Raw genomic sequence first — 26,137 nt, forward strand, 5'->3', positions numbered from 1 at the left:
TCAGCTCGGCGCGGCGGCGCGGGGTAACGGCCCCGACCATGCCGAAGTCCAGCAAGCCCACCCGGTCGCCGGGCAGGCCGCGCAGGTTGCCGGGGTGCGGATCGGCGTGAAACCGCCCGTTGACCAGCACCATGTACAGCACCGCCTCGGCGCCGACGCGGGCCAGCCGGTGGGGGTCGACGCCCGCCGCCCTCAGCCGCGCCGCGTCCACGGGAGGGACGCCGTCGAGATAGTCCTGCACCAGCACGCTGTCGGTCGTGTGCTGCCAATAGACGGCCGGGATGACCACATCGCGGTTCCTGGCGAAGTCGGCGGCGAAGCGGTCGACGTTGCGGCCTTCGGTGGTGAAATCCAGTTCGTCCAGCATGGCCTCGGTCAGTTGGGCGATCAGGGCGCGCGGGCGATAGCGGGCGATCTCGGCGCTGGACTGTTCGGCGCGGCGGGCCAGTTCGGCGATCAGGCGCAGGTCGGCCTCGACGCGCGGGCGCACGCCGGGACGGCGGATCTTGACCACCACCTCAGTCCCGTCGTGCAGGGCGGCGCGGTGCACCTGGGCGATGGAGGCTGCGGCCAGCGGCGCCGCGTCGAAACGGGCGAAGACCTGTTCCGGCGGCCCGCCGAGCGCGGCCTCGACCTCGGGCCGCAGCGTCTCGAAGTCGAGGGTGGGGCCGGCGCTCTGAAGCTGTTCGAACTCGGCGATCCAATCGGCGGGCAGCAGGTCCGAGCGGGTGGACAGGATCTGGCCCAGCTTGACGAAGGTGGGGCCCAGCGCCTCCAGCGCCTGACGGGTGCGGCGCGACAAAGGCTCCGGCCCGTCGGCATGGGCTTCGCCGCCGCCGAGACCGAGGCGCAACAGCACGGCCTCAAGCCCGAAGCGGGCGGCGACGCCTGAAATCTCGGCCAGACGTTTTCGATCGCGCGCCGCTACGGCCAAGGTTGTGAACATGAAAGGCGAACGCGGGGCAGGCTCGCCGCGTTCCCATCAGGCCGAGGTTGGTCGTCTCTGCGAAAGCGCGATATGCAGGCGCCATGATCCGTCTTCATGTTCAGGGCGACCTCGCCCCCGGCGCCGTCGTGGCGCCCACGCTCGACCAGTCGCGCTATCTGACGCAGGTGATGCGGTTGAAGGCGGGCGACGAGCTTCTGGTCTTCAACGGCCGCGACGGGGAGTGGCGCGTCAGCGTCGCCGAAGTGCTGAAGAAGGGCGTCATCCTGCGCGCCGAGGAACAGATGCGGCCGCAGGTCTATGGCCCCGATCTGGAGCTGATCGTCGCCGTGGTGAAGAAGGCCCGCGTCGAGACCATCGTGGAGAAGGCCGCCGAACTGGGCGCCAAGCGGGTGCGGCTGGCGCTGACCCATCGCACCAACGCCGACCGTCTGCGGCTGGACCGGCTGGACGCCATCGCCGAGGAGGCCGCCGAGCAGACCGGACGCCTGGACGTACCCGTCGTGGATGATCCGGTGAAGCTGGACGCCCTGCTGGACGGCTGGGAGGCGGGGCGTCGGCTGATGTTCTGCGACGAGACGGGCGGCGCGCCCGCCGCATCGGCGTTGACGCAAGCGGGCGACGGCAAGTGGGCCATTCTGATCGGGCCCGAAGGCGGCTTCTCGCCCGAGGAGGGCGAGCGGCTGCGGTCCCTGCCCTTCACCACCGCCGTCTCGCTGGGGCCGCGCATTCTGCGGGCCGACACCGCCGCCATCGCCGCCATGACCCTGTGGCAGGCGGCCGTCGGCGACTGGGATCGCTAGAAGTTTCCACGGCCCCCCTTGAGCATGGCCGTCGGCTGGCCCATCTAGCCGCGACAGCAGAGGTTACAGATGTCCGACACGGCGCCCCTTTCCAGAGACCAGCTGATCCACGCCATGTCGAAGGGCGAGAAGCCCCGCGACCAGTGGCGCATCGGCGCGGAGCACGAGAAGTTCGGCTTCGACAAGTCGACCCTGCGTCGCCCCGCCTATGAGGGCGAGAACGGCATCCTGGCCATGCTGACGGGCCTGCAGCGCTTCGGCTGGTCGCCGGTCGAGGAAACCGGCCGCGTCATCGCCCTGGAGCGCAAGAACGCCGAGGGCTTCAGCGCCTCGATCAGTCTGGAGCCGGGCGGTCAGTTCGAACTGTCGGGCGCCCCGCTGAAGGACATCCACGACATCTGCAACGAGACCGGCCAGCACCTGATGGAGGTCAAGCAGGTCGCGGACCAGCTGAACCTGGGTTTCCTGGGCCTGGGCTTCGACCCGATGTGGCGGCGCGAGGACATCCCCGTCATGCCCAAGGGCCGCTATGACATCATGCGCGCCTACATGCCCAAGAAGGGCGATCTGGGCCTGGACATGATGCTGCGCACCTGCACCATCCAGGCGAACCTCGACTTCGACAGCGAAGCCGACATGGTGATGAAGTTCCGGACTTCGCTGGCGTTGCAGCCCATCGCCACGGCCCTGTTCGCCAACAGCCCCTTCACCGAGGGCAGGCCGAACGGCTTCCTGTCGGCGCGCGCCAACGTCTGGACCGACACCGACCCGGACCGCACGGGGATGCTGGATTTCGTGTTCGAGGACGGCTTCGGCTACGAACGCTACGCCGACTATGCGCTGGACGCGCCGATGTATTTCGCCAAGCGCGGCGAGACCTATGTCGACCTGTCGGGCCAGTCGTTCCGCGCCTTCATGGACGGCAAGCTGGACGCCCTGCCGGGCGACCGCGCCACGGCCAAGGACTGGGCCGACCACCTGACCACCCTCTTCCCCGAGGTGCGGCTGAAACAGTATCTGGAGATGCGCGGCGCCGACGGCGGGCCGTGGAGCCGCATCTGCGCCCTGCCCGCCCTGTGGGCCGGAATCCTGTATGACGCGCCGTCGCTCGCGGCGGCCTGGGATCTGTGCAAGGACTGGGACATCGCCGACCATGAGCGCCTGCGCCGCGACGTGACGCGGCTGGGCCTGAAGGCCGAGGTCAACGGCCGCAGCGTGCGCGACATCGCCGTCGACATGGTCAACATCGCCAAGCAGGGCCTGAAGAACCGCGCCCGCTTCAGCGGCGGCATGGTGGACGAGCGCGGCTACATCACCGAACTGGAAGACATCGCCGACAGCGGCGTGACCTCGGCCGACCGGCTGCTGGAGCTCTATAACGGCGAGTGGGGCGGCGACGTCAGCCGCGTCTATCGCGACATGGCCTACTGAAGCTCTCCTGAGGGGCGAGCCGCAAGGCGCCCTTAACCGGCAGGCGCTAGGGTGAGGTCCAGCCCGCCTTCAGGACCGCGCCTCAGGACCGCCCATGCCCCTCACTCCGGCCGCCGCCCCTTCCTCGACGGGACAGCCGCAGCCGCCGCCTGACGCCGGAGTCGATCTGGCGACCTTCTTCGACGTGTCCCTGGACCTGCTGGTGATCCGCGACCTGGAGGGGCGGATCGTGCGGGTCAGCGCCTCCTGGGCCTCCATCCTGGGCTATCGACCCGAAGAGCTGGTCGGCCTGCCCATACTGACCCTGGTCCACCCCGACGACATGCCCGGCACTCTGGGCAGCGTAACCGAGGTCGAGACGCGCCGCCCCGGCGATCCGGTGCTGGGCCACGTCAACCGCTATCGCCACAAGGACGGCCGCTACGTCACCCTGGAATGGCGGGCGCAGAAGTTCGGCGACCGCATCTACGCCGTCGCCCGCGACGTGACGGCCAAGGTGGCCGCCGAGCGCGCCCTGGTCGAGGCCAAGGCCGCGGCCGAGACCGCCAACCGCGCCAAGTCCGACTTCCTGGCCAATATGAGTCATGAGATCCGCACGCCGCTGAACGGGGTCATCGGCGTCATCGACGCCCTGGCGCGCACGCCGCTGTCGCCCCAGCAGGCCGAAATGGTCGAACTGGTCCGCAGTTCGAGCGTGACCCTGGAGCGGCTGGTCACGGACATCCTGGACGTGTCGCGCATCGAATCCGGGCGCATGACGCTGGAAACCCGCCCCTTCGACCTGAACGACGCCCTGATCCCCGCCATCGCCCCCCTGCGCGGTCTGGCCGAAGAGAAGGGGCTGACCTTCCGCCTTGAGCGCGCCGAGAGCGCGTGCGGCGTCTTCAACGGCGACGTGGTGCGGGTTCGCCAGATCCTGGGCAATCTGCTGTCCAACGCCGTCAAATTCACCGCCCAGGGCCAGGTGTCGGTCCATGTCGATCTGCTGGACAGGGGCGACGGCGCCGTCCTGCTGACTCTGGAGGTGCGCGACACCGGCATCGGCTTCGGCGCCGATCACGCGGCGCAGTTGTTCCAGCGGTTCAGCCAGGCCGACGCCTCCATCACCCGGCGTTTCGGCGGGGCCGGGCTGGGCCTGTCCATCTGCCACGCCCTGACGGAGATGATGGGCGGACGCATCGAGGCCGAGTCGGCCCCGGGCGAAGGCAGCCGCTTCCAGGTCGAGCTGCCGCTGACGCGCATCGCCTCCCTGGCCCAGTTCGACGCGGCTTACGTCGAAGAGGCGGCGTCAGACGCGCCGCCTCCCGGCCCGCGCCCGCGCGTCCTGCTGGCCGAGGATCATCCGATCAATCAGCGGGTGGTGCAGTTGATCCTCGGCGACAGCGTCGAGCTGACCCTGGTCGAGAACGGCGAGCAGGCGGTGGCCGCCTTCGCCGCCGAACGGTTCGACCTGGTGCTGATGGACATGCAGATGCCGGTGATGGACGGGCTGAGCGCCACCCGCGCCCTGCGCGAGATCGAGGCCGCCGATCCGGCGCGTCCGCGCGCGCCGGTCATCATGCTGAGCGCCAACGCCATGATCGAGCATCAGGAACAGGCCGCCCAGGCCGGCGCCGACCTGCACCTGGCCAAGCCCGTCACGGCCGAGGCCCTGACCGATGCGGTCCGCAGGACGCTGGCCGACCGCGCGGTCCAGCCCGGCTGACCTAGCCCAGCCAGCCGGCGATCATGGCTCTGAGCGGATTGGCCGGATCGGACAACAGCCGCGCCGTCATGGCCAGGGAGATGACCACCAACAGGGGGCGGATCAGGCGCGGCCCGAAACGCATGGCCGCGTGCGAGCCCATGCGCCCGCCGACGAACTGGCCCACCGCCATGATCCCGGCCAGAACCCAGACCACATGGCCCCCGACCGCCAGGACGACGATGCCCACGACGTTGCTCATCAGGTTCAGCGCCTTGGTGTGGGCCGTCGCCCGCGTCAGCCCCATGCCCAGCAGCATGACGAGGCTGAGCGCGAAGAACGACCCCGTCCCCGGCCCGAAGAAGCCGTCGTAGAAGCCGATCCCGCCCGCCACGAAGGCGTAGGCCAGCGGCGTCAGCCGGGCGTGGGCGTCCTCGTCCGCCGCCTTGGGGCCGAGCAGGAAATAAAGCGCGATGCCGACCAGCAGCACGGGCAGCAGGATCATCAGCCACCGCGTGTCGACCAGCGTCACGGCGAAAGCGCCCAGCCCCGCCCCGATCGCCGTCAACAGCATCGGCCAGCGGATCAGCCGAAAGTCCACCCGTCCCTTGCGCCAGAAATTCCACAGGGCGCTGGCGGTGCCGACGCTGCCCTGAACCTTGTTGGTGGCGATGGCGGCGACCGGGTTCAGCCCCACCGACAGCAGGGCCGGCAAGGAGATCAGCCCCCCGCCCCCGGCGATGGCGTCGATGAAGCCGGCGATCACCGACGCGACGCCCAACAGGGCGATGATCTCAGGCGTCAGTTCGAACACGCGCGCAGCACTCCGGTCAGGCTGGCGCTATAGCCCCGTGGGGGACGGATCGCCACCACGTTGAGACTGTGCCTAGGCGCGAACACCAGGCCGTTGTTTCACGAGATGGCGATGGCGGCTTTCAACCCGTTGCGAACTTTTGGAGCGTATTCCGGTCAGATCGCAGTCGCGTGCGAAGCTGTTTCACCTCGGCTCTTCCTGCCCCGTTCTTGATTGGTGGCCGAGGAACACCTCCACATTCGGATGCGCGGCCGCAAAGCTGCGTAGCCGTTCGGCAGAGGTTTCAGCAGCGGCGCGGGCGGCGGGCGCGACAGGCTGCGGCATCTGCTGCTCCCAGCCCAGGCGGGTGCTGACCGCGTCGCCGACCACCAGCTTCGGCCCGTCCACGGCGTTGACCAGATAGGCGGTCGATCCCGCCGAATGTCCCGGCGTGCTGATAGCCCAGATCGAGCCGTCGCCGAAAACGTCCAGCACCCCGGCGAACCGGCCGTCGGGGTCCGGCTGGAACCGCCACTCGCGCAGGGGGCCGTAGCCGCGCAGGGCGGCGTCCGCCGGGCGGCCCAGCACCAGGTTCGCGCGACTGCGTTCCTGAGCCTCCCCTGCGCCCACATAGACAGGCGTCGTGACCGGCAGGTCGACCAACCCGCCCACATGGTCGAAATGCAGATGGGTCAGGAAGACGGCGCGCGGCGGCGTCTGGCCGTCCAGCCACTGAGCCGTGGTGCGCGTGATGCGGACATCAAGGTCAGACACCGCCCGGCGCATCAGACCATTCAGCCGCTCACCCAGTTCGGACGACACGCCGCTGTCGATCATCACCCGTCCGAAGCGAGGATGATCCACCACATAGGCGTAGATCATCGCCTCCTCATCACCCTTGGGCACGGTCGCCGTGCGTGGATCCTTGCGATCGATGAAGACGCCCCGTCCCGCCGTCCACTGAGCGAAACGAACGCGCTCGAAAGTCACGACGCCGGGCCGCGCCAGGCTCGCCTCCAGCGCCGAGGCGCGCGAAGCCGCGCCCAGGTCTGCGAGCGTCAACGGGTGGCGGCTGGCCGGAGTGGCGCAACCGGCCAGCAGGGCCGCCAGAGCCAGACCAGCGATCATGGGCGCCCCGCCCCCTTGGTCTTGATGCGACATGTCGTATCCTCGGTTGAGTTATTGAACATATCGAAATACATAAAAATATAGCCGTCAATCGAATTGGAGCAGCGTTATCCCATGGCGGTTGTCGTCGCCTTGCCCCCGCCGGTTCCGCTGGAGCCTGACGCCTTCGTCCGCATCCGGCGGCTCAGCCGTCCGCTGGAGTGGCTGTTCACCGTGCTGTTCGCGCTGGGCGCCGCCCTGTTGGCGGTCGCGGTCGTCGCCGTGCTGACCTATGTCGGAACCCGGTTGCAGGTCCGCCCCGGCGGGATGCAGATCTATATCGAGGCGACGGTCCCGCCCGTGCCGCCCGGCTGGACCACCGTCGGCGCCCTGCCCTGGATTCAGAAGATCGCCCTGGCCCTGTCGGCCAGCGTGATGATGATCCCCGCCCTGGCGGTGCTGTGGGGGCTGCGGCGGCTGTTCCGCCTCTATGGATCAGGGATCGTCCTGGCCCCGGAGAACGCTCGCTGCATGGGCGGCATCGCCCTGTGGCTGATGGCCTACGCCGTCGCCCCGACACTCGGCCATGTCCTGGTGACGCTGGCGGGGTTCGACGACGAGGGCTGGCTGAGGATCGACAGCGCCAAGGCCCTGGCCCTTGGGCTGATCTTGTTCGTGGTGGCGCGGGTCATGGCCTGGGGCGCCGAGGTGCACGACGACGCCTCGCGGTTCGTCTGATGCCCATCATCGTACGGCTGGACGTGATGATGGCGCGACGCAAGGTGCGCTCGAACGTGCTGGCGCGCGCCATCGGCATCTCGGAAACCAACCTCTCCCTGTTGAAGTCAGGCAAGGTGCGCGGCCTGCGCTTCGCCACCCTGGACGCCATCTGCCGCTATCTGGACTGCAGCCCGGCCGACATTCTGGAATACGCGCCCGACTCCGGTGAGGGCGCGGAAAGTGAATGCAACAACAAGCGGACCATAAGTCAGCTCCGACTGTAAAGGCGGCAATCCCCCTTAGCAGACACGCACCCGCCCGCTTCCCATAGCCGCCCTCGGTGATTTCTGCGATCAAGGCGGCCTTCATCAGGAGGCGCAGCCATGACAGGATCCATCCATATCGGCGTCGGCGGCTGGACCTTTGAGCCGTGGCGCGGGGTCTTCTATCCCGAGGGGCTGGTGCAGAAGCGGGAGCTGGAGTTCGCCAGCCGGGCGCTGACCTCGATCGAGATCAACGGCACCTATTATTCGACCTTCAAGCCCGACAGCTGGGCGAAGTGGCGCGACGAGACGCCGGACGGCTTCGTCTTTGCGGTCAAGGCCAGCCGCTATTGCACCAATAGAAAGGTTCTGTCCGACGGCGCCGAGAGCTTCGAACGGTTTCTGTCGCAGGGGCTGACGACGCTGGGCGACAAGCTGGGGCCGATCAACTGGCAGTTCATGGGGACGAAGAAGTTCGAGCCCGAGGACTTCGAAGGCTTCCTGAAACTGTTGCCCAAGGAGAAGGACGGGGTGCGGCTGCGCCACGCGCTGGAGGTGCGCAACCCGACCTTCGCCACCGAACAGTTCTATGATCTGGCGCGGAAATACGGCGCGGCCGTCGTCTATGCGGTCGACGACGAGGAGCCGACCTGGCCCCAGATCGACGAGGCGACGACGGACTTTACCTATGCGCGGCTGATGTCCAGCCGCGAGGACGAGCCGACGGGCATGACCTCGGACGAGTTGGACGCCGTGGCGAAACAGGCGCGCGGCTGGGCCGAGCGCGGCGACGTCTTCGCCTACTTCATCTCGGGGGCCAAGGTGCGGAACCCGGCGGCGGCCCAGGCGCTGATCGCCAAGCTGAAGGACTGAACCCATGCCCATCGCCACGCGCGCCTTCGCCGCGACCGCCGCCGACCAGCCGCTGCGCCCCTACAGCTTCGAGCGCCGCGATCCCGGCCCGGACGACGTGGCCATCGCGATCAAATACTGCGGCGTCTGCCACTCGGACCTGCATGTGGTGAAGAACGACCTGGGCGGCACCCGCTATCCCATCGTGCCGGGCCATGAGATCGCCGGGGTGGTGACGGCGGTCGGCGCGAACGTCGCCCGCTTCAAGGAAGGCGATCGCGTCGGCGTCGGCTGCATGGTCGACAGTTGCCGGACCTGTTCGGCCTGCCGCGAGGGGCTGGAGCAGTATTGCGAGCCGGGCATGACCCAGACCTACGGCTCGCGCGATCCGAAAGGCCAGGCGGTCGGCCAGACCATCACCCAAGGCGGTTATTCGGACAGGATCACCGTCGACCAGGCCTTCGTGCTGAAGATTCCCGACAGCCTGCCGCTGGATGCGGCGGCGCCGTTGCTGTGCGCGGGCGTGACCACCTGGTCGCCGCTGAAGACCTGGGGCGTGGGGCCGGGGTCGAAGGTGGCGGTGATCGGCCTGGGCGGGCTGGGCCATATGGCGGTCAAGCTGGCCGCCGCCCTGGGCGCCGAGGTGACGGTGCTGTCGACCTCGGACCGCAAGAAGGCCGACGCCGAGCGGATGGGCGCCCGGCATTTCCTGATCAACTCGGACGCCGAGGCCATGAAGGCGGCGGCCGAGCAGTTCGACCTGATCATCAACACCGTCTCGGCGACGCATGAGATCGCCAGCCACGTCAATCTGCTGGCGCGCGACGGGACCATGGTCATGCTGGGCCTGACGACCGAAGGGCTGCCGGTCTTCGCCATGCCCCTGCTGTGGCGGCGGCGCCGCATCGCCGGCTCGCTGATCGGCGGCATTCGCGAGACGCAGGAGATGCTCGACTTCTGCGGCGAACACGGGATCGTGTGTGAGATTGAGGTGATCGCCCCCGATCAGATCAACCAAGCTTATGAACGGATGGAGCGGTCGGACGTGCGCTACCGCTTCGTCATCGACATGGGCCGTATGGCCGCGACGGCGTAACCCCGTCTTCTCGTTCGCCGCCAGCCGCGCTAAGGCTGTCGGCAAGGGAGGCGGACGGCGTCGCGACCACGACGGCCGCCGCACAGGACAGGGAGACGTCATGACGCGTACCGCATTCGTCACCGGGGGCACCCGGGGCATCGGCAAGGCGATCGTTCAACGACTGAAAGAAGACGGGCTGCAGGTCGCAGCCGGTTATTCCGGCAACACCGAGGCCGCAGAGGCCACCGCCCGCGAACTGGGCGTCATGGTGGTGAAGGGCAACGTCGGCTCGTTCGAGGATTGCGAGCGGGCGGTCAGGGAGGTCGAGGCGCAGCTGGGCCCCATCGACGTCCTGGTGAACAACGCTGGCATCACGCGCGACGGCTTCTTCCACAAGATGAGCGCGGACCAGTGGTCCGACGTGATCCGCGTCAACATGGACAGCGTGTTCAACATGACGCGCCAGGTCATCAACGGCATGCGCGACCGGGGCTTCGGCCGCATCGTCAACATCTCCTCGATCAACGGCCAGAAGGGCCAGATCGGCCAGACCAACTATTCCGCCGCCAAGGCCGGGATGATCGGCTTCACCAAGGCGCTGGCGCTGGAGAACGCGCGCAAGGGCGTGACCGTCAACTGCATCGCGCCGGGCTATATCGACACCGAAATGGTCGGCGCCATGGACCAGAAGGTGCTGGACGCCATCGTGGCCCAGATCCCCGTCGGCCGCCTGGGCAAGGGCGAGGAGATCGCCGACATGGTGTCCTGGCTGTCGGGCGAGCGTGCCGGATATGTCACAGGCTGCACGCTCTCGCTCAACGGCGGGCAGTACCTGGTTGGATAAGCCGCGTTCGCCCAAAATCCGCCGTTCGCGCGTATCACCTCTGAAAACATGAAGTCTGCGGTCGAAGTCGTGGCGGAGAAACCGCCTTTCTTCGCCGTCGCGACGCCCAGCGCAGCGACGGGCGCGGGCGTGCGCCTGCTCCAGGCCACGGGGCTGGCGCTGGCGTTCGCCTGTCTGGCGGGCGCGGTCGAGGCCGAGGCCCAGACCCGCTCGAACGTGCAGTCCGAACAGAGCCGCGTCATCCGCGACCAGTCGGTGATCCGCACCACCCCGCCGCCGGGACGCTATGTCTCGGAAGCGGGGCAGACCTTCATCCTGGACCGGGCGGGGTCGCTGACCCTGCTGCGGTTCGAGCGCTCGACCGAGACCTGGGCCCTGCGCCCGTCCTCGGCGCCGCGCGGCGACACCATCTATCGCAACGACGCGGGCGATCAGGTGCTGCGCGTCACCACCGGCGGCGGCATCACCGTCTATACGACGCGCACGCCCGGCGGCTCGCCGGTCAGCCTGGCCGGGCCGCCCGTCAGCCTGGAGCCGCCCTCGCTCGGCCCGGTGCAGATGTTCAACCTGATGACCCGGCGCAGCAGCCTGGTGTCAGAGGCCATGGGCCGCCTGGTCCGCATCAACGTCTTCGGCGAAGAATCCGAGGCCCTGTGCATCGAGGCCCTGATCGTCACCACCGACGCCGTGGTCCGCATCGCCCGTTCGCCCAGCGCCCGCCCCTTCTTGGACCGGCTGCGCAGCATCACCGTAGTCGAAGGCCCGCGCGCGAGCGTGACCTATTCCAGCGGCGATCTGCGCGTCGTGGTCGATCCCCGGCGCGGCATCGCCGGCCGCCCTTCGTCCGCGCGCGTCATCCGGGCCGTCATCCCGCAGGACTGACGGTGGACCAAAGGTCCGACCCGCGCCATCTGCCCTTTCGCGCCCATTGGGCGTATGAGGGCCGCCATATTCACTATCAGAGAGGCTGATTTCACAGTGACCTCTTCCCTCACCGCCGTTTCCGCCGAGGACAAGGCCAAGACCCGCGCCATCGTTCCGGTGTCGATGAAGGGCTATGACGCCGACTTCCAGGCCTTCGCCGACGCCCTGGGCGCCTCCTTCGCCCGTTACGGCTTCGCCGTCATCGCCGACCATGGCCTGGATCAGGGCCTGATCGACGCGGCCGTGGCCGACGCCAAGGCCTTCTTCGCCCTGCCTGAAGACGTGAAGCGCCAGTATCACCAAGCCGGCACGGGCGGCGCGCGCGGCCTGACCCCCTTCGGCGTCGAGGCGGCCAAGGGCGCCGCCGCCGTGGACCTGAAGGAGTTCTGGCACACGGGCCGCGAGTTGCCGGAAGGCCATCCCTATCGCCAGTACATGCGCGACAACGTCTGGCCGACTGAGGTGGCGGGCTTCCGCGAGCACGTCTACGGCCTGTTCGACGGCCTGGACGAACTGGGCCGCCGCATCCTGAAGGCCATCGCCCGCTATCTGAAGCTCGATGACGACTATTTCGAGGACAAGGTCCAACTGGGCAACAGCGTGCTGCGCCTGCTGCACTATCCGCCGATCCCGGCCGACGCCGAGGGCGTGCGCGCGGGCGCCCATGAGGACATCAACGTCATCACCCTTCTGCTGGGCGCCGAAGAGGCCGGACTGCAGCTGAAGGACTCCGACGGCGAGTGGCTGGACATCGCCCCGCCGCCGGGCGCCCTGGTGGTCAACATCGGCGACATGCTGCAGCGGCTAGTCAACCACGTCCTGCCGTCGACGACGCATCGCGTGGTCAATCCGGAGCCCGAGCGTCGCGGCTTCGCCCGCTATTCGACCCCCTTCTTCCTGCACTTCAACCCGGACTTCCCGATCGAGACCCTGCCGTCGACGATCACGGCGGAGAACCCCGACCGCTATGCGGGCCAGACCATCCTGGCCGAGGACTTCCTGACCCAGCGTCTGAAGGAGATCCGCCTGATCTGATCGGACGGAACGACTGAAAAGCACGAAGGGCCGACGGAGCGATCCGCCGGCCCTTTTGCTTGCCCCGCGTCTTCGTCAGCGGGCGATGCGCAGGCGGGTGATGTCGCGGCCGATGGCGCGGAAAGCTTCCTTCAGGTCGGTGCCGTCATCCGCCTGGAAAAAGTGCGTCTGTTCATTGGTCGCGCACTCGCGCATCACGTCCAAGGCGGTATCCACGACGCCCTCACGTCCCGTGGCGCTGCCCAGGTCAAAGCCGACAGTATAGACGACCACTCCCTTGGCCTGCATGGCCTGGCATAGGGCGACGGACTGGGCGAAGGGGTCTCCGTTGGACGAGTTCAGGTCAATATGACTGTCCAACCCGCCGCTGCCGGTTCCGGCGTCAAGAGCGATGACCCCATCCCTGAAGGGCGTGTTGAACTCGCCGTCAGTCATCAGAATGGCGACCTTCAGTGTATCGCTGGGAGCGTAAGCGCCTGGCTGGCCTTCACCACTGAACAGGGAAGCGAAGTCAGGCGAGAGCGCATACCAAGCCCAGGCGATGCCGATCTGGCCCGCCGTCGAACCGCCGGCGCTCATCTGATCAATCTTGCTCTTGAGCGAACTGGCGCTGGTGGAAAGGGCGGACAATTCCGCCGAAGGACAAGAGTTCGAAGACGATAGGTAACTGCGCCCCACATAGGCTGTCGACGGACGAGCATCCGTATACCGCTCCACACCGACCCGTTCGCTGACACAGGTGCTGGAAGCGTGGACGTTGACGTACCCATCCGCCGTAGGGAAAACCCGCCATTCGCTGCCGTCGCGACCGTTCATGAGCTTGCCGCCGCTGCTATAGGTCACGCCGCCCTTGGACGCGCCAGCCAAGCCCAGGCTGCGTGTCGTGTCCAGAACAACCTGGGAACCGCTGACGCTGGCGACGCGATAACCACCGTCGTTCAACTGCGCGAGCCCGCCCATGTTCGTCAGGCGCACATAATCATCTGCCGCAAGGCCGTGACCAGACGCCGTCAACACCAGACCGCAATCCGAACGCGCGCATTTGGCGACATAAGCCGTGTTCGACATACTGCTGGAGGAACTGACATAGCTGGACGCATTGCCCCACCTGTCCAGTGAACGCAGTCGGAACTGGCTGCTGGAAACGCGCACGACCTCATAGGGCACGCCATTCAGACCCGTTATCCTAGCGACGTTCCAAAGCACAACGCGATCACCGTTAGAAAAGCCGTGGCTGCTGGCGTTGACGGTCAAGGGCGAGCCCCCGGAAATGCTCGAGATCGTCTTCACAGAGCCCGTCAACCATGTGGCCCCCGAAATGTTGTGAGTGGTCGTGTCCAACGGACCGCGCGCACTAATCGCTGAAGAACCGACGTTGACGCCTGCAGCATAGGGAATCAGAGCGACCTTTGAATAAAAAGGCGTCTGCTGATCCTGCACCACGATGTCGACCAATTCCTTGGCCGCAGCCTGCAAATCTTCAAGCTTGGAGGTCGGTGGACAGTTGCGGCTGCAGTTGTCCATCGATCCGGTAATGTCCAGCGCCATCGCCACCTCGACGTTGCGCGAGGCGCGCAGGACTTCGGAGCGGCTGCTGACCGGCAAGAAGTCATCCAGCAGCTTGCCGTAGGGCGGCAGGACGACGTTGGCGACCAGCACCTTGACGTTCACCGTCGCCTCGCCGGTAACGCGATTGTTGAGCAGGACGAAGCTGGCCGTGTCGCCCGAGGCCTCGCCGAAATAGCTCGGCATATTGGCCTTGAGCGCCGCCAGGCCGACCTTGTTGATGTTGACGTCGTCGGTGAAGGTCGAGCGGGCGGCGGCCAGGGCGGCGGCGTCCAGCGCGTCCTGAAGTTGCGCCTTAACCTTGGAGGCCTGATGGATGTCGATGGCGCCCAGGGTGATCATCAGCAGCACCGGCAGGGCCATGGCGAACATCATCGCCACATTGCCCTGGGTCTGGCGCAGGAAGCGCGAGGCCAGGCTCTTCAGCCCGGCGGCCGCGCGGGCGCGTTTCAGTCGGTCCATCGTCTTGCCAAACCCCGGCTGCCTCGGCGCGGACGCACGGGTCCGCAGTCGATCCCAGGCTGACACGGTTCCGTTAAGGCTTGGCCCCACGCTCACGGTTAACGACAGGTTGCGAAACGGCCGGCTTCAGCGGCGGTCGACGCAGGCGTCCAGCCCCTGTTCGCGCACCGTGCCCATGGCCGCCTGAATGCGGGCGGCGCGACGACGGACATAGGGACCGGGCGATCCGGCGTTGTAGCGGCGCGGGCTGGGCAGGACGGCGGCCAGGCGGGCGGCCTCGCGCGCCGTCAGCTTGTCCGCGCTCTTATCGAACCAGTGGCGCGAGGCGGCCTCGGCGCCATAGACGCCCGGCGCCCATTCGGCGACGTTCAGATACATCTCCATGATCCGCCGCTTGCCCCAGCCGATCTCGATCAGGCCGGTGTAGCCCGCCTCCAGACCTTTGCGGACCCAGTCGCGGCCCGGCCACAGGAAGACGTTCTTGGCGGTCTGCTGGCTGATGGTGGAGCCGCCGCGGACCTTGCCCGAGCCGCGTTGTTCGGCGCGTTCATTGGCCTCCAGCGCCTTCTGGATCGCCTCGACGTCGAAGCCGTGGTGCTGGCAGAAGCGGGCGTCCTCGGCGGCGATCACCGCCTCGACCAGACGCGGCGAGATACGGTCCAGCGAGCGCCAGCGATAGTCCATGCCGTGCCCGGCCGCCGCCTGCTTGACCATCAGGATCGTCGCCAGCGGCGGCAGGAAGCGATGCACCGCCACCCCGGCCAGCGGGAACAGGGCCAGGATCAGCAGAAGGGTCAGGAGCGGCCGCCGCTTGCGGTGTTTCGCACGGGTCATGGACGGAGCATGGCTCAGGAAGGTTGAGAAATCACGGCGAGGCTTGCCGAACCGCCGTCGCGAGGCTGGACCCTCGGGTCAAGCCCGAGGATGACGGCAGGGAGGCGTTGTTTCAGAGCGAAACCACGCCCGCCTGCCCGTCCTCGTCCGCCCAGGCGATGCGGGCGGCGCCGGCGCTCATGGCCAGGGCGGTGATGGGGGCGCCCTTGTCCTGCTTGACGAACTGAAGCCCGCGCCCGGCCGGATCGGCCCACCAGACGCGCCCGTCTTCCAGCCCCGCCGCCAGACGGCCGTGGGCGGGGGCGGCGGCGACATGGGCGATCAGGGTCGTCTCGTCATAGCCGATCTCGGTCGCCTCGCGCCCCATCGGCCCGTTGGAGCCGACGAAGGGCCACAGCACCACGCCCTGCGCGCCCGAGGTGGCCAAAAGCTGCCCCTTGGCCAGGAAGGCGAAGCTCTTGATCTTGGACGGATAGCCGCCCATCCGCATGTTCTTCTGATCCTTGAGGCGCCAGCCGTGCAGCTGGTTGTCCTGCATGGAGGTGACGACATAGGCTCCGTCGGTCGAGAAGCCGACCGCCAGGTGCGACCCGGCCCAGGCCAGCTTCGTCGGCTGCTGCTGCTCGATGCGGGCGTACCACAGCCAGGCGCCGCCATAGGTCGAGGCGGCGATGCGGCGGCCCTTGGGGTCGAAGGCCACGCCCGAAACGGTGCGCTCGTGCTGGAAGTCGCGGCGGAAGTGCGGATCCTTGACGTCCAGCACGCTCAGGGTGCGGCCCGAGGAGAAGGCGATCAGGCCCGACTCGGCCGAGGCGGCCACGGCGTCGATCCATTGCCCCTTGGTCTGGGCCAGCAGGACGGCCTCGCCCTCGCGGCTCCAGACCAGCTTGCCGTCGTCGCCGCCAGTGACGATCCCCTCGCCCGAGGGGTGGATGCAGGCGCACAGCACGGCGCCGTCATGGACCTCGCTGCGGGCGCCGCTCTCGAACCGCACCGAGCCGTCGCCCAGGGCGAAGATCGCGCCCGTCTTGTCGAACAGGGCGGCGGTGACCTGGGCGTCGAAGGAGAAGGTCGTCATGTCGGCTCACGCGGGGCGAAGGAGAAGTCGGATGCGCCTCATAACCTCCCCCGTCGCGTCTGTCGCGTGGCGGGTCTATGAGGGAGCCATGACCCTGCTGCTCATTCCCGGCTTCATGGCCGATGCGACCCTGTGGGACGCCATGACCGACGACCTGGCCCCGTTCGGGCCGCTGGTCGCCACCGACCTCAGCCGGGGCGAGGATATCGAGCGCATGGCGGCGGCCGTCCTGAGCGATGCGCCGGAGCGGTTCGTCGCCGTGGGCTTTTCCATGGGCGGCTATGTGGCGCGGGAGCTGGCGCGGATCGCGCCGGAGCGGGTGGAGGCGCTGATCCTGATCGCCACCTCGGCGCGCGGGGATACGGAGGAGCTGATCCACCAGAGGCGCTCGTCGTTGAAGGCGCCGCCGAAGGCCTTCAAGGGGTTGAGCCGTCCGGCCATCGTCTCGTCCCTGCATCCTGATCTGACGAACGACGAGACGATGATCGCGCGGGTGCGCGACATGGGCTTGCGGCTAGGCGGCGAAGTGTTTCACCGCCAGTCGGCGATGGCGCGGGCGGGCGATCTGGCACGTCTGAGCGAGATCCGTCAGCCGACGCTGATCGTGGCGGCGGACGCCGATCGCCTGCGGATGCGCGAGGAGGCGGAGGAGCTGCACCGCGGGATTTCCGGCTCGACGCTGGCGACGGTGGAGCACAGCGGCCACATGATCCCGCTGGAACAGCCGAAGGCGCTGGCGCGAGTGATGACATCGTGGCTGAAAACCCTCTCCTGATGGGAGAGGGTCAGCAACCTATTTGTGCGTCTCGACCCAGCGTTGGGTCATCAGTTCGCCCGAGGCGTAGGCCTCCTGAAGCTCGACGCTCCAATAGTTGAGCGCCTCCAGCGGGATCGGCGCGCCCGAGACGGCGCAGCGGACGTGGTCGCCGTGCTGCACGATCTCGAACTCGGGCGTGCCGTAGATCAGCTTGGCTTCGGTGCGCGGGCGGGGCGGCGGGTTCATGCGGCGCAGGCCTCGAACCCGGCCTTCAGGGCGGCTTCGTCCAGATCGCGGCCGATGAAGACAGCGCGGCTCCAGCGGCGCTCCTTGTCGCCCCACGGCTTCTGAAGGTCGCCTTCGAGGATCATGTGCACGGCCTGGAAGACCAGGCGGCGGTCCTCGCCCTGAACGTCGATGATGCCCTTGGCGCGCAGGATGTTCTGACCCTGCTCGCCCAGCAGCTTGTCCAGCCAGGCGGTGAATTTGGCGCCGTTCAGCGGACGGTCCAGCGTCAGGGAAATCCCCTTGATGTCGTCCTCATGGGCGTGGCCGCGCGGGCCGTGTGCATGATCGTGGTCGTGATCGTGATGCTCATGGCCGCAGTGTTCGTCGTGAACGTGATCCTCGGCATGGTCATGCCCGTGGCCGCAGTGCTCGTCGTGGACGTGGCCCTCGGCGCCGTGGGGCGGGTTCACGAAGTCCGGCTTGACCTCGAGGATGCGCTCCAAATCGAAGGCGTGCAGGCCCAGCACCTGATCCAACGGCACGTTCGAGCGCTCGGCGCGAACGATGGGGGCCAGGGGGTTCAGCGCGCGCAGGCGGGCCTCGACGTCAGCCAGAGCGGCCTCATCCACCAGGTCGATCTTGTTCAGGATGATGCGGTCGGCGAAGGCGACCTGCTCGCGCGCCTCCTTGGAGTCGTCCAGACGCGCCATGACGTGTTTGGCGTCGACCAGGGCGGTGACGCTGTCCAGCTGGGTCTTGGCCTTGACCTCGTCGTCGACGAAGAAGGTCTGGGCCACCGGGCCGGGGTCGGCCAGACCCGTGGTCTCGACGATGATGGCGTCGAAGGCGGGCTTGCCCGGGCGCTGGCGCTTCATCAGGCCGTTGACCACGCGGATCAGGTCGCCGCGCACCGTGCAGCAGACGCAGCCGTTGTTCATCTCGAACACGTCCTCGTCGGCGCCGACAACCAGATCGTTGTCGATGCCGATCTCGCCGAACTCATTGACGATGACGGCGTAGCGCTTGCCGTGGTCCTCGGTGAGGATGCGGTTCAGCAGGGTGGTCTTGCCGGCGCCGAGGTAGCCGGTGAGGACGGTCACGGGTGTCTTCTGGGTCATGGCTCGCTAGATGGCGGCTGAGGGCCGCCTTGGGAAGAGGCGAAACCGCTCAGCAGGTCGGACAATCCGGCAGGACCGCCGTTTCCAGCTGAAGGGTCGTGTGGCTGATGTCGAATCGGCCGCGCGCCAGGCCTTGCGCCTCGGCCAGCAGGGCGTCGCCGTCGGGGCGTTCATGAACGATGTGGGCGGTCAGGGCCGCATCGGTCGTCGACAGCCCCCAGACGTGCAGGTCGTGCACCGCCGTCACCCCCGGCAAGGCCAGGAAGGCGGCGCGGATCTCGCCCACGTCCAGGCCGTTGGGCGCGGCGTCCAGCGCCAGATTCACCGAATCCTTCAGCAGGCCCCAGGTGCCGATCATGATGACGGCGACGATGATCAGGCTGACGATCCCGTCGATCAGCGACCAGCCGGTGAACAGGATGACGACGCCCGCGACGACCACGCCCAGCGACACGGCGGCGTCGGCCATCATGTGCAGATAGGCCCCGCGCACGTTCAGATCCTTGTGCTGGTCCTTCATGAACAGCAGGGCCGTGCCCAGGTTGATGAAGAAGCCGATCCCGGCCACGACGATGATGACGCCCGAGGCGACAGGCGCGGGCTCGGCCAGGCGGCGCACCGCCTCGAAGGCGATCGCCCCGCAGGCGAAGATCAGCAGCAGGGCGTTGCCCAGGGCCGCCAGCACCGTCGCCTTGCCATAGCCGTAGGTGCGCTTCGGCCCCGCCGCGCGCCGCGCCAGCCAGGCCGCCCCGCCCGCCATGGCCAGACCCAGCACGTCCGACAGGTTGTGGCCCGCATCGGCCATCAGGGCGGTGGAGTCGGCGATGAAGCCGGCCGTGAACTCGGCGACGACAAAGGCCAGGTTGACGATCAGGCCGACGGCGTAGCGCCAGTCGCCCGTGTCGGTCGGGCCATGATGATGGTGCCCGCCGAAGCCGTGCGAGTGGCCATGGCCATGCGAATGACCGTGGTCGTGGGAGTGGTCGTGGCCGTCATGGCCGTGTGCGTGATCGTGCGCCATGTCCGCTCAGCTAGGTCTTCCCGCGCGAGAAGGTCAAGTCCCGCAGAAGATAAGTCTTTGAATGTAAATATATAACCTATCGAAACTCAGTGCTGGTGCGTCAGCACCAGGAAGCCGATCAGGATCAGCGCCCCGCCCAGGATGGCGCCTTCATAGCGCGCCCACCGCTCCAGCCTAAGAATAGAGTAGCCCGCCGTCGCCAGGGCCGCCAGCAAGGTCATGCCCAGCACCGTCCCCGCCGCGAAGGTCAGGGTCAGCAGGGCCAGGGCCCCCACCCCCTCGGTCGCCGAGGACAGATAGATCGGCAGCAGCACCTCGCCCGGCGTCACCGCCATCATCAGCACCAGGCCCCAGAAGGCCGCCTTGTCGGACACGGCGGGTTCAGCCAGTTCCGTCGCCGGCCCGCCCGCCGTGACGGGACGCTTCAGCGAGGCCCTGGCCAGGTAGAAGGCGCCGAACAGGAACAGCAGCGCCGCCGACAGGTGCGGCAGCAGCCCCTCGACCCAACGGTTCAGCGCCAGCCCGGCCGCCACGATCAGCGAGCCGACCACGGCCGTCGACAGAATATGCGCCAGCCCCGCCGTGACCACGGCCGTCATGACCCGCGCCACGCTCCAGCGCTGGGCGCGGCCGACCAGGACGAAAGGCAGCCAGTGGGTCGGCAGGGCCGCATGCAGGAAGGCCGCGACGAAGCCGCCGCCCAGAAGCGAAATCAGAACCGGTTGCTGCAGGTCGGGCGGCGTCATTGGGGACGCCTATAGGCTGTTATTATGTAACGGTCGAGCCGCCTCTTGCCTTATCGATAAAGATCGGCCCTATCCAGCGACAAGCCAGACGGCCCCGGGCGGCGACGCTGAGCCACTGTCTGATAGACCAGAACCGACCCTCGCTCGAACCCCTTGGCGAACAAGGCGAAGTAGATCAGCCATAGCCGCGTGCGCGCCTCGCCCGCCAGTCGATAGGCGTCTGCACGACGATCATAAAGGCGTCGCGTCCATTCACGCAGCGTCATCTCGAAATGCTCGCGCATGTCTTCGACGTCCAGGGTCTCAAACCCCAGGCGGCCGAGATTCCCGACCGTCATGCCGATGGTGTCCAACTCGCCGCCGGGGAAGATGAAGCGGGTGATGACACGGGTGGTCGGCGTGGGCTTCAATTCGCCCTTGCCGCCGCGCCGCACGGACGCCTGGTGGAAATAGAGACCACCCGGCTTCAGCAGGCGATGCATCTGCCTGAAGTGCTTTTCGTGATTGGCGAAGCCGGCGTGCTCGAACATCTCGACCTGGGCGATGGCGTCATAGGCGCCGACGCCATCGACCTCGCGATAATCCTTGAGCTCCAGCGTCACCTTGTCCGACAGTCCCAGTCGTTCGACCTTGGCTCGCGCATGATCCAGTTGCGCTTGGCTGAGGGTGACGCCGTGCACATGGACGCCATATTTGCCTGCCGCCCAGCAGGCCAGGCCGCCCCAGCCGCAGCCGACATCCAGCATCCGTTGACCCGGCTTGAGCCTCAGCTTGCGGCAGATACGATCCAGCTTTTCCTGCTGGGCGTCCTCAAGCGTTGCGTCATGGCCGGTGAAATAGGCGCTGGAGTAAACCATCTCCGGATCAAGGAAGAGAGCGTAGAAGTCATTGCCGACATCATAATGGAACTGGATGAAATCCTGGTCGCGCCGTCCGTTGCGATCCCGGCCGACGCCGTCGTCGCCCGTCGCATCCCAGGCCGGAAGTCGCACAGCGCCATCTCCGCCCCCGCCGAGCAGGAAGGGCAGCGCCTCACGCAGAATCAGGCCGCGATCCATGGACCGCTTCAGGTGCACCGCCCGTCCATGGTCCCAACGATCGGCCGCCTCCAGCGGGCTGCCCCCCTCGACCTTCAGGTCACCTGTGGCGAACAGTTCGAACAAGGTCATCAGCGACGGCTTCAACATCAGTCTGCGCACGGCGCCTGGCCGTGCGATCACGATCTGAATGTCGTCGCGCGCGCCCGCACCTAGAGGCAACACCTCCCCGTTCCACAGACGTACCGACAGATCGGCCTTAAGATGGTCGGCGACATGGCCGACGATGCGACGGGCCGCGACGACCTGCCGATCCGAATTCATGTTCATTGGCGTTCCCCTTCCCTGAACAGGGCCCGGCAATCGCACGAATGCCAACGGCCGGACAACGAAAACTCGAGGATTCACGACAGGATCGGGGTTTTCGCGCCGTGAACGTTGACTCTTCCGTGACCATCCGTATATGTCGCCGCTCTTCGCCCGCAGGGTCTCCTGGCGGGCGCATCCATTTTTGCGTTCACGCTGAGGCTTCCTAATGTACGCGGTGATCAAGACCGGCGGAAAGCAGTACCGGGTCCAACCGGGCGATGTGATTGTTGTCGAGAAGATCGACGGCGACGCTGGCGCTGCCGTCAATTTCGGTGAAGTCCTCATGCTGGGCGGCGACAAGGGTGTTACGGTCGGCGCTCCGCTGATCGACGGCGCCGCTGTCGCAGCCACGCTGATCGAGACCCGCAAGGGCGAGAAGATCAAGATCTTCAAGAAGATCCGTCGTCAGGGCTATCGCCGCACGAACGGCCATCGCCAGATGGAATCGGTCCTGCGCATCACCGGCATCGAAGGCGCCGGCGAGAAGGCCAAGTGGGACGGCAAGGTCGAGCTGATCACCAAGGCGGAAATCAACGCCCGCGCTCGTGGCCTGGCCCCGCGCGTCGAGGCTGTCGAAGCCGAGGCTCCGAAGGCCAAGAAGGCTCCCGCCAAGAAGGCCGCCAAGGCCGAAGGCGCCGAAGCCTAAGATTTTCACCGGCGCTGGATCAGCGCCTAGCAGGACAGATGGTGCGCTCAAGCAGCCCGAACGGGCGGTAGCGCACCAAGGAAGAGGAGCAGCAAGATGGCTCACAAGAAATCTGGCGGTTCGTCGCGTAACGGTCGCGACTCAGAGTCGAAGCGCCTTGGCGTGAAGAAGTTCGGCGGCGAGCGCGTGCTGGCCGGCAACATCCTCGTGCGTCAGCGCGGCACCAAGTTCCACCCGGGCGCCAACGTGGGCCTGGGCCGCGACCACACCCTGTTCGCCACGGCGACCGGCGCGGTGCAGTTCACCACCAAACGTGGCGGCCGTTGTTACGTGTCGATTCTCCCGGCCAACGACGACGCCCAGGCGATGGCCGCCGAGTAACGCGAAGCCAGGACAGTATTTCCCCGGATCGCGTTGCTCTCGACAGCAGCCGATCCGGACCAAGGGAAAATTTTCCGCGGGGAGTCTGGATCACCAGGCTCCCCGTTTGCGTTTCCCCGCCTCGCAAGCCGCCCGAGCCCTCCAAGGAGGCGGCGCCGAAGACATCGAGGCCGAACCATGTGCGTGATCGAAACCTCCCCCGTCGTCGAGACGCGGCGTCTGCTGCTGCGCGCGCCCGGCGCCCAGGACGTGACGCGGATCGCGGCCCTGGCCAATGACCACGACATCGCCCGCATGACCCAGCGCATGCCCCACCCCTTTCGCGTCGACGACGCCGAGGACTTCGTCCTGCAGGTGGCGTCCCAGGATCCGAAGCGGGCCAACACCTTCCTGATCGAGCACGAGGACCACGGTCCCGTGGGCGTCATCGGCATGTTCCAGAACACCGACGCCGTGCCCGAGGCCGGCTATTGGATCGGGCGCGAGTTCTGGGGCCGCGGCTATGCGACCGAGGCGCTGGAAGGCGCCCTGGTCTGGGCCTCGACACGGTGGAAGCGCCGCGCCCTGATGGCCGGCCACTTCGCCGACAACCCCGCCTCTGGCCGGGTGCTGGAGAAGGCGGGTTTCCTGTACACGGGCGAGACCCGCCCGGCCTTCAGCCGCGCGCGGGGCGAAAGCGCCGATACGCGGATGATGGTCTGGCTGGCCTGATAGAGCGCGGATTTCTCGGAGCTTTTGGTCAACGGTGCAGTTTTTTCAGGAATCGGGAAAAAGCCTGTTGACCGTCCCGAGGCTCCCCCCTATTAGTCCGGCCCTCGGCGGGGCGACCCACCGGGCCCAGGTGGCGGAATTGGTAGACGCGCTGGCTTCAGGTGCCAGTGGCTTAACGGCCGTGGAGGTTCGAGTCCTCTCCTGGGCACCATTTCTCAAGCGGCGCTGTATCCGATCGGATGCGGCGCCGTTTGTCATTTCGGCCCTTGCTTCCCCTTCCCGACGGCCGCGACAGCAAAGCTCGAGCCTGCGTCCTAGCGATAGCGCGCGGTTCGTCTATGTTACGGCCTGAACGACGAACGAGTTTTACGCGCATGACGGTTTATTTCCACGAAGGCGACCTGCCCGACGGCCTCGACCTGGGGCCGCAGGTGGCGATCGATTCCGAGACGATGGGCCTGCGCTTCCGTCGCGATCCGCTGTGCGTGGTGCAGCTGTCGTCGGGCGACGGGAACGCCCACGTCGTACGCCTGAACCGTCCGGCCTACGACTGCCCCAATCTGAAGCGGCTGCTGACCGATCCGAAGGTGCTGAAGATCTTCCACTTCGGCCGCTTCGACATCGGCATGTTCGACCTGCACCTGGGCGTCGAGACGCGCCCGGTCTACTGCACCAAGATCGCGTCGAAGCTGGCGCGCACCTACACCGACCGCCACGGCCTGAAGGACGTGGCCAAGGAGCTGGCCGGGGTCGACATGTCCAAGGCGCAGCAGAGCTCGGACTGGGGCGCGGCGGAACTGAGCCAGGCGCAACTCGACTACGCCGCCTCGGACGTTCTGTACCTGCACGCCATCATGAACCGCCTGAACGAGATGCTGGTGCGTGAAGGCCGCATGGAGCTGGCCCAGGCCTGCTTCGACTTCCTGCCCGTGCGTTCGCGCCTCGACCTGGCCGGTTGGGACGAGATCGACATCTTCGCCCACGCCTGAGAATCGGACCCGAGACGCCGATGAGCGAACAGCCCGCCCAGGACGAGCAGAAGCGCGCCGACGAGGCGCGCGTCGCCCGCGCCGGCGAACGCTGGCGCACGCGCTCGCGCCGGGTGAAGCTGTATCGCCGCGTCCTGCCCATCGTCATCCTGATGCTGGCGGGCGGCGCCCTGACCTGGACCGTGTTCCGCACCGTCATGTCGGGGGTGGAGCGCAAGGCCAGCGAGAGCCGCGAGATCCGCCTGGACAACCCCATGTTCCACGGCCAGGACGCGCAGGGCCGCTCCTTCGTCATCGGCGCCCAAGGCGCGGTGCGCGATCCGGCGACCGGCCATTTCCGCCTGGTCGGCCCGCTGCTGCGGCTCAACCTCGGCGCGCGCAAGACGACCGAGCTGACCGCCGACGGCGGCACCTATCTGGAAACCCAGCGCAAGGTCGTCATCGGCCCGAACGTGAAGATTTCCGACGGCGGCACGGGCTGGACCCTGGTCACGCCCGAGGCCGTGGTCGACACCGAGACCGGGGTGGTGACCGGCGACAAGGGGGTGCAGGGTCGCGGCCCCCTTGGAAGCATCAATGCTTCGTCTTATGCGATTTATGATCAAGGCCAGCGGGTCGTTTTCAACGGCCAGGGCGAAACCAAGGTAAGCGGGACGATCAATCCCGCCGGAGCCGACCGATGAACATGTCCAAGTCCAAGCTGACGATCGCGGGCGCCGTCCTGATGACCGCCCTGGCCCTGCCCGCCGTTTCGGGCGCCCAAAACCGCGCCGACGCCAGCCGCCAGCCGGTCCAGTACGGCGCAGACAGCGGCGAATATACGCCCGACGGCTTTTCCCTGCGCGGACGAGCCGAGGTGACGCAGGGCGGCAACCGCCTGCGCGCCGACGCCATCCGCGGCTTCACGGCCAACGGCGAGCTGAACCGCATCGAGGCCAACGGCGGCGTCTACTTCGTCACCCCGGACCAGAGCATGAAGGGCGACCGCGCCGTCTACACGCTGAACGACGGCAACGTCGTCGTGACCGGCGACGTCATCCTGACCCAGGGCAAGAGCGTGCTGACCGGCAACCGCCTCGTCTACAACGTCCGCACCGAGACGGCGCGCATCGAGGGCGGCGGCGCCAACGGCCGCGTCCAGGGCGTCTTCTATCCGCAAGGGAACTGACCCCGCGTGGCGCGCAAGGAACTCTCAGCCCTGAACCGGGACGCGCCCGCCGCCGAGACGGCGGCGATCTCGGCCGACAATGCGCGTCCGACCGGCCTTCGCGTCGAGCACATCGCCCGCAGCTTCGGCCAGCGCCAGGTCGTGCGCGACGTCTCCCTGAACGTCCAGCGCGGCGAGGTCTGCGGCCTGCTGGGCCCCAACGGGGCGGGCAAGACGACCTGCTTCTACATGATCACCGGCCTGATCCCCGCCGACAGCGGCTCGATCTGGCTGGATAATGAGGACATCACCCAGCAGCCCATGTACCAGCGCGCGCGCATGGGCCTGGGTTATCTAGCGCAGGAAGCCTCCATCTTCCGCGGCATGACGGTTGAGCAGAACGTCAAGGCCGTGGTCGAACTGCGCGAGAAGACCGCCGCCGGCGTGCGGGACGAAACCACCCGCCTGCTGGAAGAGCTGCGCATCGACCATCTGCGGCACGCCCCGGCCACCGGCCTGTCGGGCGGCGAGCGGCGCCGCGTCGAGATCGCCCGCGCCCTGGCCGCG

At 67.5% G+C, this 26,137-nt stretch carries 29 protein-coding genes and 1 tRNA gene; 19 read left to right on the plus strand and 11 right to left on the minus strand.

What is annotated here, in order from left to right; translation table 11 throughout:
• A partial coding sequence (locus BDIM_RS18275; RefSeq protein WP_248601197.1) for an ABC1 kinase family protein occupies positions 1–946 on the minus strand: 946 nt, incomplete at its 3' end.
• 83 nt (positions 947–1,029) lie between these two features.
• On the opposite strand from BDIM_RS18275, the gene BDIM_RS02070 reads away from it, so the two are divergent.
• The 3 genes from BDIM_RS02070 (at position 1,030) to BDIM_RS02080 (ending at position 4,885) form a co-directional block, all read left to right on the plus strand.
• Positions 1,030–1,749 carry a 16S rRNA (uracil(1498)-N(3))-methyltransferase gene (locus tag BDIM_RS02070; RefSeq protein ID WP_003163907.1) on the plus strand — a complete coding sequence of 240 codons (720 nt, stop codon included), beginning with the start codon at positions 1,030–1,032 and terminating at the stop codon, positions 1,747–1,749.
• Positions 1,750–1,818: 69 nt separating this feature from the next.
• Positions 1,819–3,180 carry a glutamate--cysteine ligase gene (locus BDIM_RS02075; RefSeq protein ID WP_003163908.1) on the plus strand — a complete coding sequence of 454 codons (1,362 nt, stop codon included), beginning with the start codon at positions 1,819–1,821 and terminating at the stop codon, positions 3,178–3,180.
• A 94-nt stretch (positions 3,181–3,274) separates the two neighbouring features.
• Entirely contained in the window at positions 3,275–4,885 is a 1,611-nt protein-coding gene (locus BDIM_RS02080) for a PAS domain-containing hybrid sensor histidine kinase/response regulator (RefSeq protein ID WP_003163909.1), read from the plus strand.
• A 1-nt stretch (position 4,886) separates the two neighbouring features.
• Here the strand turns inward: BDIM_RS02080 and BDIM_RS02085 are convergent, their stop codons facing one another.
• The gene (locus tag BDIM_RS02085; protein WP_003163910.1) at positions 4,887–5,678 is read right to left on the minus strand and encodes a TSUP family transporter; all 792 of its coding nucleotides are present in this window, start codon (positions 5,676–5,678) and stop codon (positions 4,887–4,889) included.
• A 183-nt stretch (positions 5,679–5,861) separates the two neighbouring features.
• Positions 5,862–6,818, minus strand: coding sequence for an MBL fold metallo-hydrolase (locus BDIM_RS02090; protein ID WP_115616124.1), 957 nt, complete (start codon positions 6,816–6,818; stop codon positions 5,862–5,864).
• A gap of 81 nt (positions 6,819–6,899) precedes the next feature.
• Here BDIM_RS02090 and BDIM_RS02095 point away from each other — a divergent pair, with 81 nt between their 5' ends.
• From BDIM_RS02095 to BDIM_RS02125, 7 genes are all read left to right on the plus strand, one after another.
• On the plus strand, positions 6,900–7,502 hold the full coding sequence (locus BDIM_RS02095) for a DUF2975 domain-containing protein (protein ID WP_003163912.1): 603 nt from the start codon (positions 6,900–6,902) through the stop codon (positions 7,500–7,502).
• On the plus strand, positions 7,502–7,768 hold the full coding sequence (locus BDIM_RS02100) for a helix-turn-helix domain-containing protein (RefSeq protein WP_040344567.1): 267 nt from the start codon (positions 7,502–7,504) through the stop codon (positions 7,766–7,768). Before BDIM_RS02095 ends, BDIM_RS02100 begins: the two co-directional genes overlap by 1 nt.
• A 99-nt stretch (positions 7,769–7,867) precedes the next feature.
• The gene (locus BDIM_RS02105; RefSeq protein ID WP_003163914.1) at positions 7,868–8,620 is read left to right on the plus strand and encodes a DUF72 domain-containing protein; all 753 of its coding nucleotides are present in this window, start codon (positions 7,868–7,870) and stop codon (positions 8,618–8,620) included.
• Positions 8,621–8,624: 4 nt separating this feature from the next.
• Positions 8,625–9,695 carry an NAD(P)-dependent alcohol dehydrogenase gene (locus BDIM_RS02110; RefSeq protein ID WP_003163915.1) on the plus strand — a complete coding sequence of 357 codons (1,071 nt, stop codon included), beginning with the start codon at positions 8,625–8,627 and terminating at the stop codon, positions 9,693–9,695.
• A 100-nt stretch (positions 9,696–9,795) separates the two neighbouring features.
• Positions 9,796–10,521, plus strand: a complete 726-nt coding sequence (gene phbB / locus BDIM_RS02115; RefSeq protein ID WP_003163916.1) for an acetoacetyl-CoA reductase — start codon at positions 9,796–9,798, stop codon at positions 10,519–10,521.
• Positions 10,522–10,569: 48 nt separating this feature from the next.
• On the plus strand, positions 10,570–11,403 hold the full coding sequence (locus BDIM_RS02120; protein WP_003163917.1) for a DUF4908 domain-containing protein: 834 nt from the start codon (positions 10,570–10,572) through the stop codon (positions 11,401–11,403).
• Between the two features lie 54 nt (positions 11,404–11,457).
• The gene (locus BDIM_RS02125; RefSeq protein ID WP_003163918.1) at positions 11,458–12,480 is read left to right on the plus strand and encodes an isopenicillin N synthase family dioxygenase; all 1,023 of its coding nucleotides are present in this window, start codon (positions 11,458–11,460) and stop codon (positions 12,478–12,480) included.
• 75 nt (positions 12,481–12,555) lie between these two features.
• Here BDIM_RS02125 and BDIM_RS02130 read toward each other — a convergent pair whose 3' ends face one another.
• The 3 genes from BDIM_RS02130 to BDIM_RS02140 form a co-directional block, all read right to left on the minus strand.
• Positions 12,556–14,508: a TadE/TadG family type IV pilus assembly protein gene (locus BDIM_RS02130; RefSeq protein ID WP_003163919.1), complete on the minus strand. Its 1,953-nt coding sequence runs from the start codon at positions 14,506–14,508 to the stop codon at positions 12,556–12,558.
• A 126-nt stretch (positions 14,509–14,634) separates the two neighbouring features.
• Complete coding sequence (mtgA, locus tag BDIM_RS02135) at positions 14,635–15,342, minus strand: monofunctional biosynthetic peptidoglycan transglycosylase (protein ID WP_003163920.1); 708 nt, start codon at positions 15,340–15,342, stop codon at positions 14,635–14,637.
• A 112-nt stretch (positions 15,343–15,454) separates the two neighbouring features.
• Complete coding sequence (locus BDIM_RS02140; RefSeq protein ID WP_003163921.1) at positions 15,455–16,420, minus strand: WD40 repeat domain-containing protein; 966 nt, start codon at positions 16,418–16,420, stop codon at positions 15,455–15,457.
• Between the two features lie 88 nt (positions 16,421–16,508).
• On the opposite strand from BDIM_RS02140, the gene BDIM_RS02145 reads away from it, so the two are divergent.
• A complete protein-coding gene (locus BDIM_RS02145) occupies positions 16,509–17,195 on the plus strand; it encodes an alpha/beta fold hydrolase (RefSeq protein ID WP_003163922.1) in 687 nt (228 codons plus the stop codon).
• A gap of 18 nt (positions 17,196–17,213) precedes the next feature.
• Here BDIM_RS02145 and BDIM_RS02150 read toward each other — a convergent pair whose 3' ends face one another.
• The 5 genes from BDIM_RS02150 to BDIM_RS02170 all read right to left on the minus strand — a co-directional run bounded on the left by BDIM_RS02150 (position 17,214) and on the right by BDIM_RS02170 (position 21,657).
• Positions 17,214–17,423, minus strand: coding sequence for a DUF2093 domain-containing protein (locus BDIM_RS02150; RefSeq protein ID WP_003163923.1), 210 nt, complete (start codon positions 17,421–17,423; stop codon positions 17,214–17,216).
• Positions 17,420–18,523, minus strand: a complete 1,104-nt coding sequence (locus BDIM_RS02155) for a CobW family GTP-binding protein (RefSeq protein ID WP_003163924.1) — start codon at positions 18,521–18,523, stop codon at positions 17,420–17,422. The genes BDIM_RS02150 and BDIM_RS02155 overlap by 4 nt, the downstream gene beginning before the upstream one ends.
• A gap of 49 nt (positions 18,524–18,572) precedes the next feature.
• Positions 18,573–19,544, minus strand: a complete 972-nt coding sequence (locus BDIM_RS02160; protein WP_003163925.1) for a cation diffusion facilitator family transporter — start codon at positions 19,542–19,544, stop codon at positions 18,573–18,575.
• Between the two features lie 86 nt (positions 19,545–19,630).
• Positions 19,631–20,290, minus strand: coding sequence for a hypothetical protein (locus tag BDIM_RS02165; protein ID WP_003163926.1), 660 nt, complete (start codon positions 20,288–20,290; stop codon positions 19,631–19,633).
• Between the two features lie 50 nt (positions 20,291–20,340).
• Positions 20,341–21,657: an SAM-dependent methyltransferase gene (locus tag BDIM_RS02170; protein WP_050796565.1), complete on the minus strand. Its 1,317-nt coding sequence runs from the start codon at positions 21,655–21,657 to the stop codon at positions 20,341–20,343.
• A 205-nt stretch (positions 21,658–21,862) separates the two neighbouring features.
• Between BDIM_RS02170 and rplU the strand changes: the two genes are divergently transcribed.
• The 8 genes from rplU to BDIM_RS02210 all read left to right on the plus strand — a co-directional run.
• Positions 21,863–22,342 (plus strand): 50S ribosomal protein L21, encoded by a 480-nt coding sequence (gene rplU / locus BDIM_RS02175; protein WP_003163928.1) that lies wholly within the window; start codon positions 21,863–21,865, stop codon positions 22,340–22,342.
• Between the two features lie 96 nt (positions 22,343–22,438).
• Positions 22,439–22,723 carry a 50S ribosomal protein L27 gene (gene rpmA, locus BDIM_RS02180; RefSeq protein WP_040344569.1) on the plus strand — a complete coding sequence of 95 codons (285 nt, stop codon included), beginning with the start codon at positions 22,439–22,441 and terminating at the stop codon, positions 22,721–22,723.
• 177 nt (positions 22,724–22,900) lie between these two features.
• Positions 22,901–23,434 carry a GNAT family N-acetyltransferase gene (locus BDIM_RS02185; RefSeq protein ID WP_003163930.1) on the plus strand — a complete coding sequence of 178 codons (534 nt, stop codon included), beginning with the start codon at positions 22,901–22,903 and terminating at the stop codon, positions 23,432–23,434.
• 124 nt (positions 23,435–23,558) lie between these two features.
• Positions 23,559–23,645 (plus strand) — tRNA-Leu (locus tag BDIM_RS02190).
• Between the two features lie 163 nt (positions 23,646–23,808).
• The gene (locus BDIM_RS02195; RefSeq protein ID WP_003163931.1) at positions 23,809–24,423 is read left to right on the plus strand and encodes a ribonuclease D; all 615 of its coding nucleotides are present in this window, start codon (positions 23,809–23,811) and stop codon (positions 24,421–24,423) included.
• 20 nt (positions 24,424–24,443) lie between these two features.
• Positions 24,444–25,106, plus strand: a complete 663-nt coding sequence (lptC, locus tag BDIM_RS02200) for an LPS export ABC transporter periplasmic protein LptC (RefSeq protein ID WP_003163932.1) — start codon at positions 24,444–24,446, stop codon at positions 25,104–25,106.
• Positions 25,103–25,591, plus strand: a complete 489-nt coding sequence (locus tag BDIM_RS02205) for an LptA/OstA family protein (RefSeq protein WP_003163933.1) — start codon at positions 25,103–25,105, stop codon at positions 25,589–25,591. Before lptC ends, BDIM_RS02205 begins: the two co-directional genes overlap by 4 nt.
• Positions 25,592–25,657: 66 nt before the next feature.
• Positions 25,658–26,137 (plus strand): LPS export ABC transporter ATP-binding protein (locus BDIM_RS02210; protein WP_040344762.1); only part of this gene is annotated, 480 nt, incomplete at its 3' end.

This window comes from Brevundimonas diminuta ATCC 11568, from assembly GCF_000204035.1.
GTDB classification, from domain to species: Bacteria; Pseudomonadota; Alphaproteobacteria; order Caulobacterales; family Caulobacteraceae; genus Brevundimonas; species Brevundimonas diminuta.

Coding starts and splice junctions, on each gene's coding strand:
- BDIM_RS02070 (WP_003163907.1), top strand. CDS start 1,030: ATGATCCGTCTTCATGTTCAGGGCGACCTCGCCCCCGGCGCCGTCGTG.
- BDIM_RS02075 (WP_003163908.1), top strand. CDS start 1,819: ATGTCCGACACGGCGCCCCTTTCCAGAGACCAGCTGATCCACGCCATG.
- BDIM_RS02080 (WP_003163909.1), top strand. CDS start 3,275: ATGCCCCTCACTCCGGCCGCCGCCCCTTCCTCGACGGGACAGCCGCAG.
- BDIM_RS02090 (WP_115616124.1), bottom strand. CDS start 6,818: ATGTCGCATCAAGACCAAGGGGGCGGGGCGCCCATGATCGCTGGTCTG.
- BDIM_RS02095 (WP_003163912.1), top strand. CDS start 6,900: ATGGCGGTTGTCGTCGCCTTGCCCCCGCCGGTTCCGCTGGAGCCTGAC.
- BDIM_RS02100 (WP_040344567.1), top strand. CDS start 7,502: ATGCCCATCATCGTACGGCTGGACGTGATGATGGCGCGACGCAAGGTG.
- BDIM_RS02105 (WP_003163914.1), top strand. CDS start 7,868: ATGACAGGATCCATCCATATCGGCGTCGGCGGCTGGACCTTTGAGCCG.
- BDIM_RS02110 (WP_003163915.1), top strand. CDS start 8,625: ATGCCCATCGCCACGCGCGCCTTCGCCGCGACCGCCGCCGACCAGCCG.
- phbB (WP_003163916.1), top strand. CDS start 9,796: ATGACGCGTACCGCATTCGTCACCGGGGGCACCCGGGGCATCGGCAAG.
- BDIM_RS02120 (WP_003163917.1), top strand. CDS start 10,570: ATGAAGTCTGCGGTCGAAGTCGTGGCGGAGAAACCGCCTTTCTTCGCC.
- BDIM_RS02125 (WP_003163918.1), top strand. CDS start 11,458: ATGAGGGCCGCCATATTCACTATCAGAGAGGCTGATTTCACAGTGACC.
- BDIM_RS02130 (WP_003163919.1), bottom strand. CDS start 14,508: ATGGACCGACTGAAACGCGCCCGCGCGGCCGCCGGGCTGAAGAGCCTG.
- mtgA (WP_003163920.1), bottom strand. CDS start 15,342: ATGACCCGTGCGAAACACCGCAAGCGGCGGCCGCTCCTGACCCTTCTG.
- BDIM_RS02140 (WP_003163921.1), bottom strand. CDS start 16,420: ATGACGACCTTCTCCTTCGACGCCCAGGTCACCGCCGCCCTGTTCGAC.
- BDIM_RS02145 (WP_003163922.1), top strand. CDS start 16,509: ATGACCCTGCTGCTCATTCCCGGCTTCATGGCCGATGCGACCCTGTGG.
- BDIM_RS02150 (WP_003163923.1), bottom strand. CDS start 17,423: ATGAACCCGCCGCCCCGCCCGCGCACCGAAGCCAAGCTGATCTACGGC.
- BDIM_RS02155 (WP_003163924.1), bottom strand. CDS start 18,523: ATGACCCAGAAGACACCCGTGACCGTCCTCACCGGCTACCTCGGCGCC.
- BDIM_RS02160 (WP_003163925.1), bottom strand. CDS start 19,544: ATGGCGCACGATCACGCACACGGCCATGACGGCCACGACCACTCCCAC.
- BDIM_RS02165 (WP_003163926.1), bottom strand. CDS start 20,290: ATGACGCCGCCCGACCTGCAGCAACCGGTTCTGATTTCGCTTCTGGGC.
- BDIM_RS02170 (WP_050796565.1), bottom strand. CDS start 21,657: ATGAACATGAATTCGGATCGGCAGGTCGTCGCGGCCCGTCGCATCGTC.
- rplU (WP_003163928.1), top strand. CDS start 21,863: ATGTACGCGGTGATCAAGACCGGCGGAAAGCAGTACCGGGTCCAACCG.
- rpmA (WP_040344569.1), top strand. CDS start 22,439: ATGGCTCACAAGAAATCTGGCGGTTCGTCGCGTAACGGTCGCGACTCA.
- BDIM_RS02185 (WP_003163930.1), top strand. CDS start 22,901: ATGTGCGTGATCGAAACCTCCCCCGTCGTCGAGACGCGGCGTCTGCTG.
- BDIM_RS02195 (WP_003163931.1), top strand. CDS start 23,809: ATGACGGTTTATTTCCACGAAGGCGACCTGCCCGACGGCCTCGACCTG.
- lptC (WP_003163932.1), top strand. CDS start 24,444: ATGAGCGAACAGCCCGCCCAGGACGAGCAGAAGCGCGCCGACGAGGCG.
- BDIM_RS02205 (WP_003163933.1), top strand. CDS start 25,103: ATGAACATGTCCAAGTCCAAGCTGACGATCGCGGGCGCCGTCCTGATG.